Raw genomic sequence first — 19,172 nt, 5'->3', positions numbered from 1 at the left:
CCTTGCGCGCGAACTCAGGGGCTCGCTTGGAGCTCGTACCAGGGCGCGGCGGCCTGGTCGGGTGATTGCAGGTGCAGTTCGAAGCCGGTGGACGTCTTGCGCACCGCGTCGCCGGCTAGCGGCGGCAGGCGGTTGCCGCGCGCGTCAAGCGGGTAGACCGTCAGCTGTCGCGCCGGCAGGGTCAACCCGACCACGCAGGGCTGCCGCCGCATCCAGATCGGTGCGCGGATCTCGCGCAGGTTCTGGCCAGCTCCATGCTGCGGGTCGCGCAGGGTGTAGTCGCCGGTGGTCGCGCCGACGGTCGCGCTTGCCTGTCCGAGCCAGGTGGCCGGCACTAGGTCCACCGGCGAGCCGTTCGCGTCCGAGCCCAGGGTGTAGCCGGGCAGGGTCAACAGGAGGCGGCTCGACGATGCGATCGCCTTGCCGTCCTGGGCCGAGAGCATCAGTGCGGTCATGCCGGCGTGGGCCATCTCCACCGACAGCGGACCGCTGGCATAGCGCTTGCCCGGCTGCAGCCGGCCCACGATGCCCGCGACCCGCGGCGCGGCGACCAGCAGGGTCGCGTGCCGCGGATCGACGGCCACTTCGCTGTCCCGGACGGAAGCGGTGTTCTGGGCTGTGGAGGTGCCGATGCCGACCCGACGGTCCAGCGCCCAGTCCGCGGAAGCGACGCCCTGCGCATGGAGAAAGTCGCCCAGCAGCGTAGTGATCCGCCCACGGGTGGCGCGCAGCTGCAGGCCCGCGTCGGGCGTGTAGCCGAAGGCCGTGGACAGCGGTCCGATCGCGCCGGTCCGGAACAGCCAGGCCATCTGCCCGAACTGCGCGCGTCGCCCGCCATCGCCGGACAGGCTGAACTCGTAGGGGACCGTCGGTGTCTGGCTGCCGCGACGATGGGCGTAGTCGTAGTAGGCCAGTCCGGCCCAGCCCTGCAGGCTGGCCAGCACGGCGGTCTCGGGCAGGATCTCGGCGGCATTGCGATTGGGCCAGGGCTGGTTGAATTCGGTGATCAGGAAGGGCGCCCCGTAGACCCGATAGAACGCCGCGCCCAGCAGCGGGGCGAGGCCTTGTCCCAGGGCCGACGTGTCGCCGATGCGCCAGTCGTCCCACTGCCACTGCGTGCCGGGAAAACGGTAGTGATCCACGTAGAAATGGCCGTCGCGCAGGTCCATGCCGGTCAACGCCCGCATGCCGCCAAGACCGCTGAAGTTCATCTGTGTCCCGATGGTCAGCGCCGCAGGTGCGGCCCCGGCGATGGCTTGGGCGATGCGGGTGTTGTAGCCGGCGTCCTGGTCGGCCAGGAATTCCAGGAACAGGGCGGCGGTCGTCTCATCGGTGTCGTCCAACTGTGGCAGCTGGCTGGCATCGATGTCGTGCCCTGCCCCGTGGGTCTGCAGCCATTGCCGCCAGGTGTCGAGGAACACCTTCAGCGGCGCGCCTTGCACCAGGCGGGCGAGACTGCCGTCCATCCATGCGTAGACCAGCGAGCTTTCGTTGTCGATCTCCACGATCGCCAGCGCCGGCTCGCCCGCCCCCTGCAGCGCCGTCAGCAGCGCCTGTGCGTAACGTGCCTGAAGACGCGCCGCGGCGGGGTCGATGCGCAGCAGTGGCTTGGACTGGTTGGGCCACTCCGGTTCATCGTCCACGGCCAGGGTTCCGTCGATCGACGGACGGAAGGCATAGCGCACGTGCAGGTTGAGGTCGACGTAGATCCCGGACTGCCTGCAGCGTTCGAGCAGTCCGCGCAGACGCTGGATCGCGACCGGGTCCAGCGTGGGAAAGGGGTCGCCGGTGAGCAGGCCGTCGACCCGCTCGCCGTCGGCGATCGCATCCAAGGCATGCAGGCGGATCAGATTCACGCCCAGGGCGCGCAGGTCGGTCACCAGGCGCTCGGCCTCGTCGGCGTCGGGCAGGGCGGCTTCGAAACCGACATTGACGCCGAACAGGCGCACCGGTGTCGCGCCTTCCTGGGTGCAGAGCGCCTCGCCGCAGGCGCGCAGCCGGTCGCCCGCGGTCAGGGGACGATTGAGGTAGGAAAAATCGACCAGGCTGCCAGGTGTCGCCGACGCGGCCTCGAAACGGTAGAAGTCCTCGGCGCTCGTCTGCGTGTCTTCAAGACCTCCGCTGGCGCCTGCGGCCAGCAGCAGGCCCGTCATCGCGATTACCCCAAGGCAGGCGGCAAGGCGCGTGGACGTGGATGGGCGTGCGGACACGCTCAGCGTGCGGGGCCGCGGCCTGGCCCGACATCGGCCGCCGTCGGCGTCGGCAGCGCAGCGGGCCACGTGGAGGCGCGCGGCAGCATCCCCTCCAGCAGCGCCTGGTACTGCGCCAGAACGAAGGACCAGCGGAACTCCCGATCGAAGCGTTGCCGGCTCGCCCGACGCATGGCCGTCACCGCCTCAGGATCGTCCAGCAGCGCCGACAGATGCATGTCGCAGTCGATCACCGAATGGAAGTAGCGCGCGCCGTCCTGGGCGACCCAGCGGTTGAACGGATTGTCGTGGGCGATGACCGCGTTGCCCGCGCCCAGCGCTTCCACCAGGGAGGGATTCGTGCCGCCCACCGTGTGGCCGTGCACGTAGAACAGCGCGTGTCGCCGCAGCGCGCGCAGCGTGGCGGGGTCGTAGATCGCACCGGGGAAGTCCACCTCCGGACTGGCGGCGTCCAGCACCTGCCGGTGATAGGCATTGCCCTGCGGCTCGTAGCGGCCCAAGACCACCAGGCGTGCGTCGCGGCGGCGGCGCGAGAAGGCGCTGACGATCTCCAGCAGCGAGTTCTCCGGCTCGGGCCGCGCGATGACCACGCCGTATCGGGCTCCCTTGAGTCCCAACGGCTCCAGGGCCTCGTCGCCGATGTCTTCGATCAGGTCGGCGCCGTAGGGAATCATGGCGATCTTGTCCGCCCGCACGCGGGTCGCCAGATGCTGCGCGATCTCCGGGTGGTCGGCGATCAGATGATGCCCGGCCCAGCAGCCGATGCGCTCATTGGCCCAGAGCCACAGACGCTCGTGCGTGCGCCACTTGCGCCGCTTCCATTCCAGGCCGTCCATGTTGATCACGTTGGTCACGCCGCACCAGCGCAGCCAGGTCGAGAACAGGGCCGTGTTGTAACCCAGCGTGAGCACCAGCGACGCGCGGGCCCGCGCGGCATGGCGGATGGAGCGCCAGTCGAAGGCCATGGTGCCGCGCGCGCCACTGGTCTTGACGCCGATGGTGACCCGGTGCACGCCCTGCCACTGGTCCTCGATCGCCGACTGTTCCTGTTCCGGGCCCGCCTGGCAGTACACCGTGACGCGCCAGCCGCGCTGCACCAGGTGCAGGGCCAGCCGTTCGGCGAAGGTCTCGAAACCGCCATGCATGGCGGGAATGCCACGCGTCCCCAGGATCGAGATCTGACGATGGGGCATGGCTTGTTCCTTCTGTAGGCACATCGCAGCGACGGCATTCATCATGCGCAGCGCACGGCAGGCCGATTCGGCCGAATTGAGCGCTATTTCCGTCAAGCCCCGCGTACGCGATGGCGGCCCTTGCCCAGGGAATGTCCGAAAGCGGCATCGCCACCCTTCCAGCATGTCGGCTCGTCCATGAGCGGGCCGATGCAGGGTCCGCGCATCCTGACCGGCTCCGATCGCCGTTCCTGATGTCCAGTGCCAAGCCGTGGAGAAGACCCCTTGCGCTGCGATGACCTGACCGGGGCATCGCAGCGCTTTTTTCTCGCGCAGGTGGCGACGCGTCGGTTCTCGTGCGGCGTGCCGCTCGCGCGCCACGGGGATCTTCGCGGGACTGGTCATGGCGATCATGGCTGCCGGCTGTGCTTGCCGCGCAGGGGGTTGGATCTGGTCAGGAATCGCGCATGCGTTTTGCTCTGCTGTGTCGTCGGCTGCGGCGTCGTAAGTTCAATCTCCGCCTGCTCTTGCTGCTGCTGGTCGTCGCGGGCGTGTCGCTGTCCGGTTGCGCCATGCTGCCGGCGTCGCGCTTTCCGGCGCCGCTGGAGCGCGCGGATGAAGCCTCGGAGCTGGTCCAGAACGGCATCCACTTCAGCCTGCAGCGGATCGAGCCGGGCATGCCGGCACAGCCCGAGCCGCCCGCGCACGCGCCGGTATCCGAGGCGCCCGACGCCGACGGCGCGCCGCAGGACTACGTGGTGCAGGCCGGCGACACCCTGCGGGTCACCGTCTGGGACCATCCCGAACTGAACAATCCCGGCCTGGGCGCGCTGACCTCGGCGACGGGCAACGCCGGCGTACCCGGTGCGGAGACCTTGCGCATGGGCGGGGCCAGTTCGCTGGACGCGCAGGCACGCCTGGTCCAGCCCGACGGCACGCTGTATTTCCCGTACGTGGGCACGGTCACGGTCGCAGGGCTCGACGTGCCGCACATCCGCACGCTGCTGACGGGTCGCCTGAGCGTGGTCATCCCCGCCCCGCAGCTGGACGTGGCGGTGGTGGGCTTCCGCAGCCAGCGCGTGTATGTGGCCGGCGCGGTGCGCACGCCCGGCGCGCAGCCGCTGACCGACGTGCCGATCACGGTCGCCGATGCGCTGGCGGCCGCCGGCGGCTATGTGGAAGGCGCCGACCTGCAGTCGGTCAGCCTCAATCGCGGCGGCAGAACCCGCACGCTGGATCTGTACGCCTTCTTCTTCCAGGGCGACCTGACCCAGAATCCGCTCCTGCGCAGCGGCGATGTCCTCAATCTGCCGCCGCGCCGGGACAAGAAGGTCTTCGTCCTGGGCGAGGTCGCCAAGCCGGGCTCGCAGGTGATGCCGCTGGGGCCGATGAGCCTGTCCGAAGCGCTGGCCGATGCGGGCGGACTGAGTCCGGTCTCGGCCAATGCCGCGCAGATCTATGTGTTTCGCGCGGGCGACCAGCCCCAGCAGGTCAAGGTCTACCAGCTCGATGCGATGAATCCCGGGCTGCTGGTCCTGGGCGATCGTTTCGTGCTGCGTCCGCGCGACATCGTGTTCGTCGATCCCGCCAACCTGACCCGCTTCTCGCGTGTGGTCTCCCAGATCCTGCCGCTGGCCAGCTCGCTCTACATGACCAGCGCGGCGGCCAATCGCTGATCCGCGCATGGCCGACGGATCCGTGCTGAGACTGGCGGTGTGCTGCCGCATCAACCTCGTTCGCAGCCCGATGGCCGAGGCGGTGCTGCTCGCGCGGCTGGGGGCGACGGGCGAGGTGCAGGTGCGCTCGGCCGGGTTCGAGGCGATCACCGGCCTGGAGCGTCCGCGCGGCGTGCTGGATGTGCTGGAGGCGGCCGGCTATCCGCCTCCGCCGAGCGCCTTCAGCCGCCGCCTGGACGCGCAGCTGCTGCAGTGGGCCGATCTGGTGCTGGTGATGGAAGCCAGCCAGCGCCAGACGCTGCTGCGCCTGGCCCCGGCGGCGGCGGCCAAGGTCTGGCGCCTCGGCCACTGGCAGGCCACCGAGGTGGCCGACCCTGACGGGCTGGCGCCGCAAGCACTGGCCGCCACCCTGAGAACGATCGAGACCTGCGTCGGCAGCTGGCTGCCGCACCTGCAATCCCCTCTTCACCAGAGCGACCCGATCCGCCCATGAGACCCACCACCCCACCAGCCGCCGACAGTCCCGAAGAGGACGAGGTCAATCTGCTCCTGCTGTTGCGCAATGTCTCGACGCATCGCCGGTTGTTCCTGCTGGTGGCTGGCGGCGTGTTCGCCCTGGCGCTGGTGTACCTGCTGTCCGCGCAGCCGACCTACCGGGCCCAGGCGCTGCTGCAGATCGATGAGGACCAGGGGTCCATGCTCGGTGCGTTGTCCGACGTGGCCGGCGCGCTGAATCTCAACAAGTCCATCGACGGCGAGCTGGACATCCTCACCTCGCGCACCGTGATGGGCGAGGCCATCGACCGCACCCAGGCGCAGCTGGACATCGAGCCCAGGCACCGCATTCCGGTCGTGGGGCGCCTCTATGCGCGCCTGGCCACGCCGCCCAACGGATTGGCCGATCCTCTACTGGGCCTGTCGGAGCTGCCCTGGGGCGGCGAGCGCCTGCGCCTGGCGCATTTCGAAGTGCCGCGCGCGCTGTACGGCAAGCCCTTCGTCCTGACGGCCGGCGAGGACGATGCCTGGACCCTGAGCGCGCCCGACGGCGAGGAGATCGCGCGCGGCAGGCTGGGTCAGCGGGTGGACTTCAACGTCGCCACTCGCTTCGGGCCAGGCCGTGGGTCGATCCAGGTCGAGGAACTGCGCGCGCGCAGCGGCGTGAGCTTCGGCGTCACCGCCTCGTCGCTGCAGACTGCGTTCGAGGAGATGGGGCGCCGGGTCAAGGCGACGGAGACTTCCAAGGATTCTTCGATGATCGAGCTGACGGTGAGCGGCAGCGACGCCGAGCGCACCGCCGACTTCGCCAACGCCCTGGCGCGCGCCTATGTCGCGCTCAACATCCGCCATCGCGCCCAGCAGGCGCATCTGAGCCTGCAGTTCCTGGAGCACAGGCTGCCGGCGCTGCGCGCGGAGCTGACCCGCGCCGAGGACGCGCTCAACGCCTACCGCATGCGCAGCGGCACCATCGACGTGGAGCAGCAGAGCGAGGCCCTGCTGGCGCGCGTGGTCGAGCTGACCCGCCAGCAGACCCTGCTGGAACTCAACCGCGAGGCCAGCGCGCAGCAGTTCCGTCCCACCCATCCGGCCATGCGCATGCTCGAGGCGCAGCACGCGGCCGTGGCCGAGGCGCTGACCCAGGCCGATGCGCAGATCCGCGCGCTGCCTGCCGCGCAGCAGGAGTACCTGCGCCTGGCGCGGGATGTGGCGGTCGATACGCAGCTCTACACCGCGCTGGCGGCCAACAAGCTGCAGCTGGAGGTCGCCGAGGCCGGCACCACCGGCACGGCGGCCATCATCGACCCCGCGCTTTCTCCGGAGCGACGCCACTGGCCCACGACGTTGCCGGTGCTTGCCGGCGGCCTGATGGGCGGCCTGCTCCTGGGCTTCCTGGCCGTGCAGGTGCTGGCCGGCATGCGCCGCGCGCTGCACGACCCGCTGGAGGTCGAGCGCCTGAGCGGCGCCCCGGTCTACGCCGTGGTGCCGGAGAGCAAGGTGCAATCGCGCATGACCCGCGTGCGCGGCGGCAGCGAAGACCCGCTCTACCATGCGCTGCTGTCGCGACAGTCGCCGACCGATCCCGGGGTGGAGGCCTTGCGCACCCTGCGTAGCACCTTCCGCCTTGCGCTGCGTGAGGCGGGGCGTACCGCGGTGGTGTTCACCGGGCCCACCGAGGGCGTCGGCAAGACCTTCGTCACCGCCAACTTCGCCTATCTGTTGGCGCTGACCGGCGTGCGCGTGCTGTTGGTCGACGGCGACCTGCGGCGCGCCGGACTCGGGCGCTACTTCCCCGATTCGGTCGCCGCGCCGGGCCTGTCCGATGTCCTGGCCGGGCAGGACACGCTGGAGGCCGCCATCCAGCACACCGACCAGGAGGGGCTGGACCTGCTGCCTTCCGGACGCCATCGGGTCTCCAACCCCGGCGAACTGCTGGCGCGTCCGACCCTGGACGTCGTGCTGCGCGAGGCCGAGCAGCGCTACGACTACGTGATCGTCGATTCGCCGCCGGTGCTGCCGGTCGGCGATGCCATGACCCTGGCGCGCGCCTGCGGCGCGGTCTTCATCGTCAGCCGCTACGAGCTCACCAACGGGCGGCAGCTGGTCCAGACCCTCAAGCGCCTGACCCAGGTCGAGGCGAAGATCTGCGGCCATGTCTTCAACGGCCTGCGCGCCAGCCGCTATGGCGATGGATACGGCTACGGCTATGGATACGGAACCTACGGCGCGGACCCCAAGCGCTGAGCCCGTTCATGCGCGCAGCGGCATCGGCCCTGCGCGCGTGCCCGGACAGGCATCGCTGCGGCGCGGCGCCCGCAGGAAGATCTCGGATCAGTGAGGCGAACGAGCAGGGCAGCGCGCTGGCTTCTCGCGCAGCGCCACTCGCCGGCCGCTGGCGCGCCCGGCGGACAAGCCGACCGCGCGTCAGCGACAGCCTTCGCCGACGTTGCCCAGCGTCTCCAGCGTCGGTGCGGCCAATCCCGGAAGACGCTGGAGGTTCATCGCACCGGGCAGCAGCCCGTTGGCCAACTCCGCGCCGAGGTCGGCCGTGCGCAGCGCATTCCTTCCCTGCGTGGCACGCTTGGCCAGGCCGGTGCCGTGGCAACCGAGCGAGATCGCAGCCGGATCCTGGATCGCGGATGGATCCTGTCCCGAGCGCCGGCCAGGCGCGCGTCGGGCCATCCCGGACTGCAGCGAGGTGTCGATGCCCGGAATGGCCTGCTTCTGCTGCTCCGGCGAGGTCAGCCCGATGGCCTGCTGACTGGCGCGGATCAGCGCCATGTACGGGTCTGGAGACGTGCGCCGCCCGGTCCGTCGCAGCAGGGCGGGATCGCGCGCCAGACCGAGGCCGGGCGTCTGCAGCGGGGTGAGGGCAGCGGCGGCTTCCTGCGCGTGGCCGGGCGCGATGCCGGCCGCACAGAGCGTCAACGCCAAGGCGGCCGCCGTCGCCGCGCCGGCAGAGCAGGGCCTAATAGGCATTGCGATGCACCAGGCCCTTGTGCACGGTCATCGCCACGATCTTCAGGTCCAGCGCCAGCGTGCGATGCTGGATGTAGTGCAGGTCGTGGGCGACGCGCTCGCTCATCTTCTCCAGGCAGTCGATCTCGCCACGCAGCCCGTTGACCTGGGCCCAGCCGGTGATGCCCGGCTTGATCCGGTAGCGATACATGTAGTCGCGCACCAGTTCCTTGTACTGATTGTCGTGCGGAAGCGCGTGCGGACGCGGCCCCACCACCGACATCTGTCCCTTGAGGACATTCAGGAACTGCGGCAACTCATCCAGGCTGGTGCGGCGCAGGAGCCGGCCCAGACGCGTGACGCGCGCATCGTTGCGGCGCGCCTGGCTCAACGTGCCGGGGCCTTCGCTATGAACGCGCATGGTGCGGAACTTGTAGATCGTGAAGCGGCGCCCGTCGGCGCCCATGCGCTGTTGCAGGAACAGCGCCGGGCCGGGCGAGTCGATCCGGATCGCGAGCGCGATCAGGGCCAGCAGCGGCGCCAGCATCAGCAGCACCGTGGCGGAGAAGGCCAGATCGAAGGCCCGCTTGCCGAGCGGATGGCGCGCATGCCAGGGCATGCCGACCAGATGGATCCCGCCGGCGCCCGTGCCGGTGCGCGTCTGGTCCAGCCGGGCGAGCGGGTAGGCGCGCAGATCCGGAATGAAGCGGATATCGACGAAATCCTGGCGGAACTCCTGCACCAGCCGCTCCAGCGACGCGGCCTGATCCAGCGGCGCCAGCAGCCAGAGCTCGCGGATGGCGCCGCCGCGCAGCAGCGAGCGGAAGGTGTCGAAGTCGCCGATCACCGGCAGCCCCTCGCGTTGCGCGCCGGTGGCCGCGCCTTCCTCGTAGACCAGCGCCGGTCGATAGCCGGGCCCCGGCCTGCGTAGCAGCTGCGGCAGCAGCAGCGTCGAATCGGCGCTGACCATCAGCGCCACCCGGCGCGCGCGGGATCCGAGCTGGCGTTGCCAGGACTGCGCGGCGCTCAGGCCCAGGCGCGCCAGGGACAGCGCACCGGCGGCCTCCATCGTCGTCAACAGCAGCGCGTGCGAATTCATTGGACCGGACTCCGATTGAAGCGTTGCGGTGCGACGGCCCGGGCCCTGGTGCCGGCGCGATACTCGCCCGGGCTGCGCGCGAGGTGCTTGCGGAAGATCTTGGCGAGTCTGCCGCCATCGCCGATGCCGCAACGCCGCGCGATCTTGTCGATGGGCAGGTCGGTCTCGGTCAGCAGCTTGCAGCTGCGGCGCAGGCGCACGCCCAGCAGATAGTCCGAAGGCGTCATGCCCAGTTCCAGCTTGAAGCGACGCAGGAAGTTGCGCTCGCTCATGGCCACCGCGTGCGCGGCATCGGCGATGCTCACCGGCTGCTCGTGGTGGGTTTCCAGCCAGCGGGCCGACGCCAGGATCTGCTCGGTCACGCGCGTGCGCGCCACCGGACGCAGGACTTCCGGCTCGGCCGGTGCCTCGGTCTGCGCCGGCCCGTGCAGCTCCAGGCAGCGCGCGGCGACCAGCTCGCCCAGGTCCGCGGCGATCATCGCCATGGCGGCGGCGAACGCGGTGCGCTGTTCGCCGGTGCTCTTCACGAACAGACCCGCCGCTTCGATCAAGCGCCGGCCCTCGGCGATCGGCACGATCATGACGCCCAACTCGTGCTGGTCCCGCAGCCACTGGCATAGCCGCGGGCTGGCCTCCAGCGTCGCCGCACCCACGCCACCGGCCACGAACACGATGCGCAGGCGCTGCCCGCGCGGGGGCGGCAAGCGTTCGGTAGCCACATGCATGCCCGAGGCGCTGGCCACGGTGCCACCGGATTCGGACAGCAGCACGGGCATGTAGAGGCGTTTGAAGCCCGAGGCGCGCTGCTCGATGGCATTGGCGGTACACAGCAGGTCGATCAGGGCCACCACGTCGGCCAGCCCGAAGCCGTCGAAGACGACCAGGCCCAGACGATGCGAGAGGTTCAGTCGCTCGGCCGGGAAGGCGGGCAGGCGGCTGACGGACGACTTGATTCCGGTGATCACGCTCATGTTTTCCCCTTGAAGCTCTGGACGAGCCGCCCTCCCGCGCGGCTCGCAGTTCGCGCCCGGCCCGCCGGCTCGCGGCGTGGCCGTGGCTGATGTCCCGCCCTCCCAGCGGGTCTTTGCAAGCGCGCGGTCCCCGTTGCCCATTGCGACCGAGCAGAAGGACCTGGCTCGCCCAAGCGCTTGTGCTGCGGCCGCTCGTCCCCCGATCAGGCCGCGCTTCTACAGACCGGCGGCAGGCAGACGCGCGACGGCGGCCAGGCTCCCGCGGGTCGCGCGATGGCCAGGCCTTGCAGGCAGTTGACGCCGCCGGCCAGGGCCACGGCGGTGTCGCCTGCGCGCTCGACGCCTTCGGCGACCACGTACGGCGCGATGCTTCCGCCCAGCGCGACCAGGTGCGAGAACTCGCGTGCCCCGGTGATGCTGCGCATCGCTTCGGCCAGGAGCGTGCCGCTGATCTTGACCACCTGGGGCAGGATCTGGCGGACGAAGTCCAGCCGTGTGTGGCCCTCGCCGAAGTCATCGATGGCGATCTGGCAGCCCAGCGCGCGCAGGCGTCCGACGAAGGCCTTGGCCGACTCGAAGTCGCCCAGCGGTGCCGTCTCGGTGATCTCCAGCGTCAGTCTGGCGGCGACGGCCGGCTGTTCCTGCAGCCTCTTGATAGGCCCATGCCACCAGGCGTCGTCGACGAGACTGTGCGAGGACAGGTTGCAACCGGCGTGCAGGGTGGGCTCGCGCTCCAGGCGTTCGATCACCGCGTCGAGCACCACACGATCCAGCAGCCTGACCAGGCCCAGACGCTCCATGGCCGCGACCAGGCCGGAGGCGCCGATGCCGGGCTGGTCCAGTCGCAGCAGGGCCTCCTGATACAGCGAGGCGTCGCGTCGATCGCCGGCGTTGCGTCGCATGATCGGCTGGAAGGTCAGGCCGACCTCGCCGCTGCGCAAGGCCTCATGAAAGGCCAGGGCCAGGGCCATGTCCTTCTCGTAGCGCTCGCGCCAGATCCAGCCGCACTGGACCGGTTCCAGGATCGGCGCGCGGCCGCCCAGGCGCTCCAGCTCCTGCGGCGGATAGGGCCCGGAGGTCGAGCTCAATCTGACTTCGCCGACCGTGACCACCGGCAGCGCGCGCTGCCCCAGGTGCTCCAGCGGCAGGCCCGCGAGCTGGAGTTGCCAGTGCTCGGCGAAGGACCCGGCCTCGGCGATCCACGCGACGAAACGACGATCGCCCGCCTGCTTGATCGAATGGCCGGCCAGATGCATGCGCCACTGCAGCGCGGCCAGGGCCGCACGCGCGAAGGTCTCGCCGTAGGTCGCCGCCAGGTGGTCGCGGTTATGCAGTTCGACCAGCAGATGGCAGCCCGATGCCGGCGGCGGAAGCTCGATGCGGCTCATGCGCCGCTCCCCAGGCAGCCGCGTGCGTCCTCGGCCCGCTCACCTCCTGGATCGCGGGCAGACCACCGCGATACGCCGGCTGACGCGCGTACGAAAACGGTCCTTTCTGGAAGGATCGGGGCGCGTGAAGGAATACCGCGGATAGCTTGAACTCTTGGCGATCAATTCGACATGAAAAGTGCTGGGACAGAAAGGACCATTTCTGTCAAATGTCGATCCGCCACCGCCATCTCCCCAAGTTAGAGCCCAACCCTGGGCCAAGATGCCCGGGGGGCATTGCGCACGGTCAGTCAGGGGGAAGGATGCGCGGCACCTGGTTCCGCGATGTGCTGACAGGATCGTCATGGAAGGCGGAGCGCTTTCTGGCACGGCCTATCGGGGCGCGGTGGCTGGAGCGCGCAAGAGAGGGTGCGTACCTTGCCAGCGAATCTACGTCACTCAAGCAAAGTGACGATCATCACGGTTACGGGGTCGAGGTTACAGATCGGCCCGCTGAGTCCCGCATCGTGTTCATACACCGCATAATCCGGGGGTTCACAAGTTCCGACGCGTTGTCCAAGCCAAGTCCAGGCTGCGGAACAGTCAATCAGGGGGGGGTAGGCACGTGCCCCATTACGCCGTCAGGCCTAGTCCAGACGGCGTGGTTCAAACGTGCACTGCGTTCGACCGGCGGAGCTCGATGCCACCTGGTGGGCAGTGTTGGAAGACCATGTTAAGAGCAACACAGAGCGATAAGACACGACTTGCGACATTGACGAAACAAGAGTTGGGTACGCGCCGGTCGCAGGTTCGCAAAGGCGACCACGCACGCTTGACCAGTACCACGTTCCAACGCTGTCTTCTGTGGATTTTCCGATGGATCCGCAGATGTGGTGCCACCCGGCGCGGTTCGCAACACGGGGGGGCGTCACCATGATCATCGGCCACGCGCGCGTCTCGACGGGCGACCAGAATCTCGATCTGCAGATCCTGGCACTCAAGGCCGCCGGTTGCACCAAGATCTATACGGACCAAGGTGTCTCGGGCAGGCACGGCAGCCGCCCTGGCCTGCACAAGGCGCTGCGGCGACTCAAGCCGGGTGGGAAGCTCGTCGTCTGGAGGTTGGACCGGCTTGGCCGCTCGTTGATCAATCTGGTCCAGCTGCTGGATGTGCTGGGCGAACGTGGCATCTGCTTCCAGTCCCTGACCGAGAGCATCGACACGGCCTCATCGGGAGGCCGCCTGGTGTTCCACATCATGGCCGCGCTGGCCGAGTTCGAGCGCTCGCTGATCAGCGAGCGCACGCGGGCCGGCCTGGCCGCGGCGCGCGTGCAGGGCAGGAAGCTGGGCCGAAGGCCATCGCTGACGGTCGAACAGTGCGTGGAAGCCAGCGAACTGGCGCAGCTGCGTGGCTGGGATTCGAAGCAGCTGGCCAAGCACTACGGCGTCCACCCGCGCACGCTGGCCAGACTGATGGCGCAACAGCAGGACCAGGTGGAGCCGGCGTTGATGAAGGGTGGGCGCGTGGTGGACTAGCGGCGCGGGCGTCGACGCCATCGCCGTGCCCGCGCGGTGCACAATGGCCGCATGATCATCCAATCGCTGCTCGACACCGACCTGTACAAGTTCACGATGATGCAGGCGGTGCTGCATCAGCACCCTGCCGCGCAGGTGCAATACCGCTTCAAGTGCCGCACGCCGGGCATCGACCTGGCCGCGCACCTGGACCGCATCTCCGAGGAGATCGACGCGCTGTGCGCGCTGCGCTTCACCGCGGACGAGCTGGACTACCTGCGCGGGCTGCGCTTCGTCAAGCCGGATTTCGTCGACTTCCTCGGCCTGTTCCACTTCGATCGCAAGTACATCACCCTGCGCGCCTCGGACCAGGTGCCCGGCGAGATCGCGCTTGAGATCGAGGGGCCGTGGCTGCACACCATCCTGTTCGAGGTGCCGCTGCTGGCGATCATCAACGAGGTGTACTTCGATGCGCTGGGGCAGGGCGATCTGGTCGAAGGCGAGCGCCGGCTGCAGGCCAAGCTGGCGCGCCTGCGCGCCATCCCCGACGCGGCCGGCTGCGCTATCGCCGACTACGGCACGCGCCGGCGCTATTCGCGCGCCTGGCACGCACGCCTGCTGCCGCAGCTGCGCGACGGGCTGGGCGAGCAGTTCGTCGGTACCAGCAACGTCCACTTCGCCTACCGGTACGGCATGACGCCGCTGGGCACGATGGCGCACGAGTGGCTGCAGGCCTTCCAGGCGCTGGGCCCGCGCCTGCGCGATTCGCAGGCCGCCGCGCTGGAGGCCTGGGCGCGTGAGTATCGCGGCGACCTCGGCATCGCGCTGAGCGACGTGGTCGGCACCGATGCGTTCCTGCGCGACTACGACATGTACTTCTGCAAGCTCTTCGACGGCATGCGCCACGACTCGGGCGATCCGCTGCGCTGGGGCGAGCGGATGCTGGCGCACCTGGCCGCCAACCGCGCCGATCCGCGCGCCAAGACCCTGGTGTTCAGCGACGGCCTGGACGTGGAGCGGGTGGCCGAGCTGTACGCGCACTTCAAGGGGCGCTGCCGCCTGGCCTTCGGCATCGGCACCAACCTGACCAACGATCTGGGCCCCAAGGCGCTGAACATCGTCATCAAGATGACGCGCTGCAACGGCCAGCCGGTGGCCAAGCTGTCCGACTCGCCGGGCAAGAGCATGTGCGACGACCCGGGCTATGTGCGCTATCTGCGGCAAGTCTTCGGGCTGCCGCCCGAGCAGGATCTGTGACCTGCGGCAAGCTTTCGATCACCAGCAACTTGGCGGACTTGACACCTATTTTGGCGTAATTTTCACTCTGTCTTGACGCCGCAGCCGACGGCGATCATCCGCCGCTTCGGGCGGATCAGGGGTGGCGCCGGGGTGCTCGACATGACGCTTGTACGCGCGGCTGCCACGCTGTGGCTGCTGCTCCTTCTGGCTGGCTGCGGCGGCGGGGGTGGCGGCGGGTCGTCTTCGGCCTCGTCCTCGCCCTCCACGCCGGTCACCACCCCGACCACGCTCAGCGACAAGCCGACCACCGATGCGGAGGCGGCGCGCTTTCTGACCCAGGCCAGCTTCGGCCCGACCAAGGCCGACATCGCCCGCGTGCGCCAGATCGGGTACGGCGCCTGGATCGACGAGCAGATCGACGCGTCCAAGACCGCGCCGACGCTGATGGAGCCGCACATCCTGTCCATCCCGGTGGCCAGCCTGAGCTACGCCGAGCGGCGCAACTACTGGCTGTGGCAGGCGGTGACCGCCAAGGACCAGCTGCGCCTGCGCATGGGCTTCGCGCTCAGCGAGATCTTCGTGGTCTCCGACCGCGACTACAACACGGCCAACTTCGGCCGCATCGCCAACTACCAGGACATGCTGGACAGCAATGCGTTCGGCACCTACCGCGACCTGCTGGAGAAGGTCACCCTGCACCCGGCGATGGGCACCTACCTCAGCCACATCCGCAACCGCAAGGCGGTCAGCTACAAGAACGGCCAGGGACTGACGGTCACCATCGTCCCCGACGAGAACTATGCGCGCGAGGTGATGCAGCTGTTCTCCATCGGCCTGGTCCAGCGCAACGCCGACTTCACCATCAAGACCGATGCCTCGGGCAACACCATCCCCACCTACGACCAGGCGGTGGTGAGTGCGATGGCGCGGGTGTTCACCGGCTGGTCGATCAATGGCGCGACCAAGGACACCTTCTACAAGGGCCTGCCGGACAACGACGCCAAGCCGATGACCTGCGTGCCGGACTACCACGACGACCAGCCCAAGACCATCTTCAACGGCATCGTCATCGCCGAAGGCAACGACTGCACCAAGACGCTGGCCAAGGCGCTCGACGCGCTGGCCAGCCATGCCAACACGGCGCCCTTCATCAGCCGCCAGCTGATCCAGCGCTTCGTCACCAGCAATCCCAGCCCGGCCTACGTGGGCCGCGTGACCAAGGTGTGGGCCAGCTCCAACGGGGATCTGGGCAAGGTGATCAAGGCGATCCTGATGGACACCGAGGCGCGCACCGCGCCGGCCGCCACCGACACCAGCTACGGCAAGCTGCGCGAGCCGCTGATCCAGCTGACCACGCTGTGGCGCGCCTTCGACGCCAAGTACGTGCCGCGCGACGACGGCCAGTACGCGTTCTCCTTCGGCGCGTCCTACGACTTCAGCGTGTCGCTGGGCCAGGACTCGCTGCGCTCGCCGTCGGTGTTCAACTTCTTCTCGCCCGACGCGCGCCTGCAGGCCGCCGATGGCGTCGATGGCCTCTATGCGCCGGAGTTCGACCTGCTCAACGACTCCAGCTTCGTGAGCACCTTCAACGAGGTGTGCAACGCCGCCTGCGGCAATCTGAAGACGGCCGCGCCGACCGCGCGGACCAACGCGCCGGTGCTCGACGCCACCAGCCTGCAGGCGCTGGCCGATGCCGGCAACCACGCCGGCATGGTCGATGAGATCTCCGCGCTGCTGTTCGCCGGCAACCTGTCCGCCGACACCCGCGCCACGATGATCGACATGCTCAACAAGCTGCAGACCGAGAAGCGCAGCAGCGCAGAACGGGTGCAGTCCCTGGTCCAGCTGGCGCTGGCCTCCCCCGATTTCGTGATCCAGCGATAGGAGCCGCACGAACATGTCTCGACAGGTCAATCAGGACCGCCGGACCTTCCTGCGCTCGCTGCAGCTGATGCTGGCCGGCGGCGCCGTCGCCGCGACCCTGCCGCAGTTCGAACTGGTCGGCCGCGCGCTGGCGCAGAGTTCCACCGCGGTCGGCACCGGCAACTACCGCGCGCTGGTGTGCATCTTCCTGTTCGGCGGCAACGACTCGTTCAACATGCTTATCCCGCATGTGCAGACCGAGTACGACGTCTATCTCAAGAGCCGCGGCGGCGTGTACGACGCGGCCGCCAACAGCCAGGGCCTGGGCATCGCCCGCGACGCGCTGCTCAAGGTCACCGACACGGCGGGCAAGGCCTGGGGCCTGCACCCGGCCTGCGCCGGCATGAAGACCCTGTTCGACAACCGCGAGCTGGCGTTCATGGCCAACGTCGGCACGCTGGTGCAGCCGACCACCAAGGCCGAGTACACCGCCAAGGCCAAGCGCCTGCCCTACAACCTGTTCTCGCACAACGACCAGCAGGCGCTGTGGATGCGCGGCGAGTCGGAGCTGCGCAGTTCCAACGTCGGCTGGGGCGGCACCCTGGGCGAGCGCATCAAGGGCGCCAACAGCGGCGGCTTCACCGCGCTGCCGCCGACCATCTCGCTGGCCGGCAACAACCTGTTCCAGACCGGCACCTCGATCTCGCCCTATGTGATGTCCACCGGCGGTCCGGCGGCGCTGCGCAACTTCGAGAACGTCAACTCCACGCCCGACCGCATCCGCCGCGAGGCGCTGGCCGCGCTGGTCAAGCATCGCTACACGCCGCTGATGCAGGACCAGTACGCGCTGCAGGGCGAGAGCGCGATGCTGATCGGCAGCACGATGCGCACCGCGCTGGATGCGAACAACGGCGGCGACATCGCCACCGTGTTCCCGTCCGGCAATGGGCTGGCCTCGCAGCTGCGCATGATCGCCCGCTCGATCAAGGCCAGCCGGACCAGCGCGCTGGGGCAGAACCGGCAGATCTACTTCGCCAGCATGGGCGGCTTCGATACCCACGACGGGCAGATGGTCGCCAATGGCCAGCCGCGCCTGCTGGGGCAGGTCTCCGATGCGCTGTTCGCCTTCCGCAACGCGCTGGTGGAAATCGGCGCGCTCAACGACGTGGTCAGCTTCACCAACAGCGACTTCGCCCGCACGCTCAACAGCAACGGCAATGGCACCGACCACGCCTGGGGCGGCGTGCAGCTGATGATGGGCGGCCCGCAGTCCTCCGGCGGTCCGCTGGCCGGCGGCCGCGTATTCGGCAGCTATCCGATCCTGGAGTTGAACGGCGACCAGGCGGTCGATCGCGGTCGCATGATCCCGACCACCTCGACCAACCAGTTCGGCGCCACCTTCGCCCAGTGGATGGGTGTGGGCGCCTCGGACCTGGCGGCGATCTTCCCGGGCCTGGGCAACTTCGCCAGTCCGACGCTGGGATTCTTGGCAGCGTGAGGCGGGAGCGTCACGTAGCGCGATTCGTGAACCCGCGCTGATGGATCCGTGTACGTCGTCGCGTGCGGGTCCCTTCGCTCAGATCAAGTTGGTAAGCTCGAATGCAGGCAGGATAGATTGATGCTCGTCACATGAAAGACTGCGCTGACCAAGCGCGGCGCAGCGCGAAAGAAATTGATGTTTGACGTTTCAAACTTAAGACCCGGCCTGTTGCGAAGCCTTCATGCGCGGTGGGTTCGACCCAGGTTCACCGCATGCACGCCGGCGCTGTTGTGCCTGGGCATTGTCGCCGCGACCTGTCCCGGCCAGGCGTTGGCCGATGCCTGGGTCCAGGACGATGGCAAGACGCTGCTGATCCTTAGCGCCAGCCACTCGGACAGCGGCGTGGCCTTCGACGATGCGCATCGGCGTACCCGGTTTCCCGACGACGGCAAGAGCCAGCTCAACCAGCTGAACCTCTACGTCGAACACGGCATCACGCCGGACCTGAGCTTCATCGGCAACTTCTATGCCGACCGGGTCGGCTATCGGAATGACGCCGGCTACGGCAGCCGGACCACGAGCGGCCTGGGCGACCAGGAAGTCGGGCTGCGCTATCGGCTCGATCCGGGCGGAGGGCAGGGGCAGTGGGTCGGTGCGGCTCAGTTCCTCCTCAGCATTCCTGCCTACGATCGCGACGACGAGCCGGCGATCGGCCTGGGCGATTACGGCGCCGAGTTGCGCTACAGCGTTGGTCGCGGCTACCGGCTTGGCCAGCACGATGCGTATCTGGACATGGGTCTGGCCGCGCGCCTGCGCGGCGCCGACGCTGCCGACGAGATGAGGCTGGACATCGCTACCGGCGTGGCGCTGACGCCCAGGTGGGTGCTGCTGTCAGAATTGAATGTGATCCAGGGCCTGGGCAACGGACGCGGTTGGAACCCTAGCAACCTGATTGCCAGCAATAACTACGACCTGACCAAGCTGCGCGTGTCGATGCTGCATACCTTGCCGGGAGGGACGCAGCTGCAGCTCGGCGTGCAGCAGGTAGTGGCAGGTCGCAACACCGGAGGCGGCAGCGCCGTGTTCGCCGCTGCGTGGTGGCGTTTTTGATGGAAGGGTCGCGTTCG

General features: G+C 68.8%; 14 protein-coding genes. 8 read left to right on the top strand and 6 right to left on the bottom strand.

Going from position 1 to position 19,172, the window contains the following annotated elements:
* Positions 1–14: 14 nt before the first annotated feature.
* Both EAT51_RS02490 and EAT51_RS02485 read right to left on the bottom strand, forming a co-directional pair.
* Positions 15–2,153 (bottom strand): glycoside hydrolase family 5 protein, encoded by a 2,139-nt coding sequence (locus EAT51_RS02490; RefSeq protein ID WP_130561235.1) that lies wholly within the window; start codon positions 2,151–2,153, stop codon positions 15–17.
* Positions 2,154–2,212: 59 nt separating this feature from the next.
* A complete protein-coding gene (locus tag EAT51_RS02485; protein ID WP_205965151.1) occupies positions 2,213–3,796 on the bottom strand; it encodes a DUF1972 domain-containing protein in 1,584 nt (527 codons plus the stop codon).
* 53 nt (positions 3,797–3,849) lie between these two features.
* On the opposite strand from EAT51_RS02485, the gene EAT51_RS02480 reads away from it, so the two are divergent.
* The 3 genes from EAT51_RS02480 to EAT51_RS02470 are packed head-to-tail and all read left to right on the top strand — an operon-like array spanning position 3,850 to position 7,797.
* Complete coding sequence (locus EAT51_RS02480) at positions 3,850–5,058, top strand: SLBB domain-containing protein (protein WP_130561234.1); 1,209 nt, start codon at positions 3,850–3,852, stop codon at positions 5,056–5,058.
* A 7-nt stretch (positions 5,059–5,065) separates the two neighbouring features.
* Positions 5,066–5,551, top strand: a complete 486-nt coding sequence (locus EAT51_RS02475; RefSeq protein ID WP_130561233.1) for an arsenate reductase/protein-tyrosine-phosphatase family protein — start codon at positions 5,066–5,068, stop codon at positions 5,549–5,551.
* Positions 5,548–7,797, top strand: coding sequence for a polysaccharide biosynthesis tyrosine autokinase (locus EAT51_RS02470; RefSeq protein ID WP_130561232.1), 2,250 nt, complete (start codon positions 5,548–5,550; stop codon positions 7,795–7,797). The genes EAT51_RS02475 and EAT51_RS02470 overlap by 4 nt, the downstream gene beginning before the upstream one ends.
* A gap of 180 nt (positions 7,798–7,977) precedes the next feature.
* Here the strand turns inward: EAT51_RS02470 and EAT51_RS02465 are convergent, their stop codons facing one another.
* The 4 genes from EAT51_RS02465 to EAT51_RS02450 form a co-directional block, all read right to left on the bottom strand.
* On the bottom strand, positions 7,978–8,487 hold the full coding sequence (locus EAT51_RS02465; protein WP_130515396.1) for a hypothetical protein: 510 nt from the start codon (positions 8,485–8,487) through the stop codon (positions 7,978–7,980).
* Positions 8,488–8,521: 34 nt separating this feature from the next.
* A complete protein-coding gene (locus EAT51_RS02460) occupies positions 8,522–9,610 on the bottom strand; it encodes an exopolysaccharide biosynthesis polyprenyl glycosylphosphotransferase (protein ID WP_130515398.1) in 1,089 nt (362 codons plus the stop codon).
* Positions 9,607–10,581 (bottom strand): GlxA family transcriptional regulator, encoded by a 975-nt coding sequence (locus tag EAT51_RS02455; protein ID WP_130515401.1) that lies wholly within the window; start codon positions 10,579–10,581, stop codon positions 9,607–9,609. The genes EAT51_RS02460 and EAT51_RS02455 overlap by 4 nt, the downstream gene beginning before the upstream one ends.
* A gap of 203 nt (positions 10,582–10,784) precedes the next feature.
* The gene (locus EAT51_RS02450) at positions 10,785–11,969 is read right to left on the bottom strand and encodes an EAL domain-containing protein (RefSeq protein ID WP_130561231.1); all 1,185 of its coding nucleotides are present in this window, start codon (positions 11,967–11,969) and stop codon (positions 10,785–10,787) included.
* Positions 11,970–12,824: 855 nt separating this feature from the next.
* Here EAT51_RS02450 and EAT51_RS02445 point away from each other — a divergent pair.
* The 5 genes from EAT51_RS02445 to EAT51_RS02425 all read left to right on the top strand — a co-directional run bounded on the left by EAT51_RS02445 (position 12,825) and on the right by EAT51_RS02425 (position 19,155).
* Positions 12,825–13,484: a recombinase family protein gene (locus tag EAT51_RS02445; RefSeq protein WP_323052879.1), complete on the top strand. Its 660-nt coding sequence runs from the start codon at positions 12,825–12,827 to the stop codon at positions 13,482–13,484.
* Positions 13,485–13,535: 51 nt separating this feature from the next.
* Positions 13,536–14,720: a nicotinate phosphoribosyltransferase gene (gene pncB / locus EAT51_RS02440; RefSeq protein ID WP_130515405.1), complete on the top strand. Its 1,185-nt coding sequence runs from the start codon at positions 13,536–13,538 to the stop codon at positions 14,718–14,720.
* 141 nt (positions 14,721–14,861) lie between these two features.
* Positions 14,862–16,586: a DUF1800 domain-containing protein gene (locus EAT51_RS02435; RefSeq protein WP_130515407.1), complete on the top strand. Its 1,725-nt coding sequence runs from the start codon at positions 14,862–14,864 to the stop codon at positions 16,584–16,586.
* Between the two features lie 13 nt (positions 16,587–16,599).
* Positions 16,600–18,063, top strand: coding sequence for a DUF1501 domain-containing protein (locus EAT51_RS02430; protein WP_130515409.1), 1,464 nt, complete (start codon positions 16,600–16,602; stop codon positions 18,061–18,063).
* Between the two features lie 177 nt (positions 18,064–18,240).
* On the top strand, positions 18,241–19,155 hold the full coding sequence (locus tag EAT51_RS02425) for a hypothetical protein (protein ID WP_228257788.1): 915 nt from the start codon (positions 18,241–18,243) through the stop codon (positions 19,153–19,155).
* Positions 19,156–19,172: the final 17 nt, after the last annotated feature.

The sequence above is a fragment of the Pseudoxanthomonas winnipegensis genome, assembly GCF_004283755.1.
In the GTDB taxonomy this organism is placed as follows: Bacteria; Pseudomonadota; Gammaproteobacteria; order Xanthomonadales; family Xanthomonadaceae; genus Pseudoxanthomonas_A; species Pseudoxanthomonas_A winnipegensis.
The sequence above is the reverse complement of the archived record's forward strand: the minus strand, read 5'-3'. Positions and strand labels throughout refer to the sequence as shown.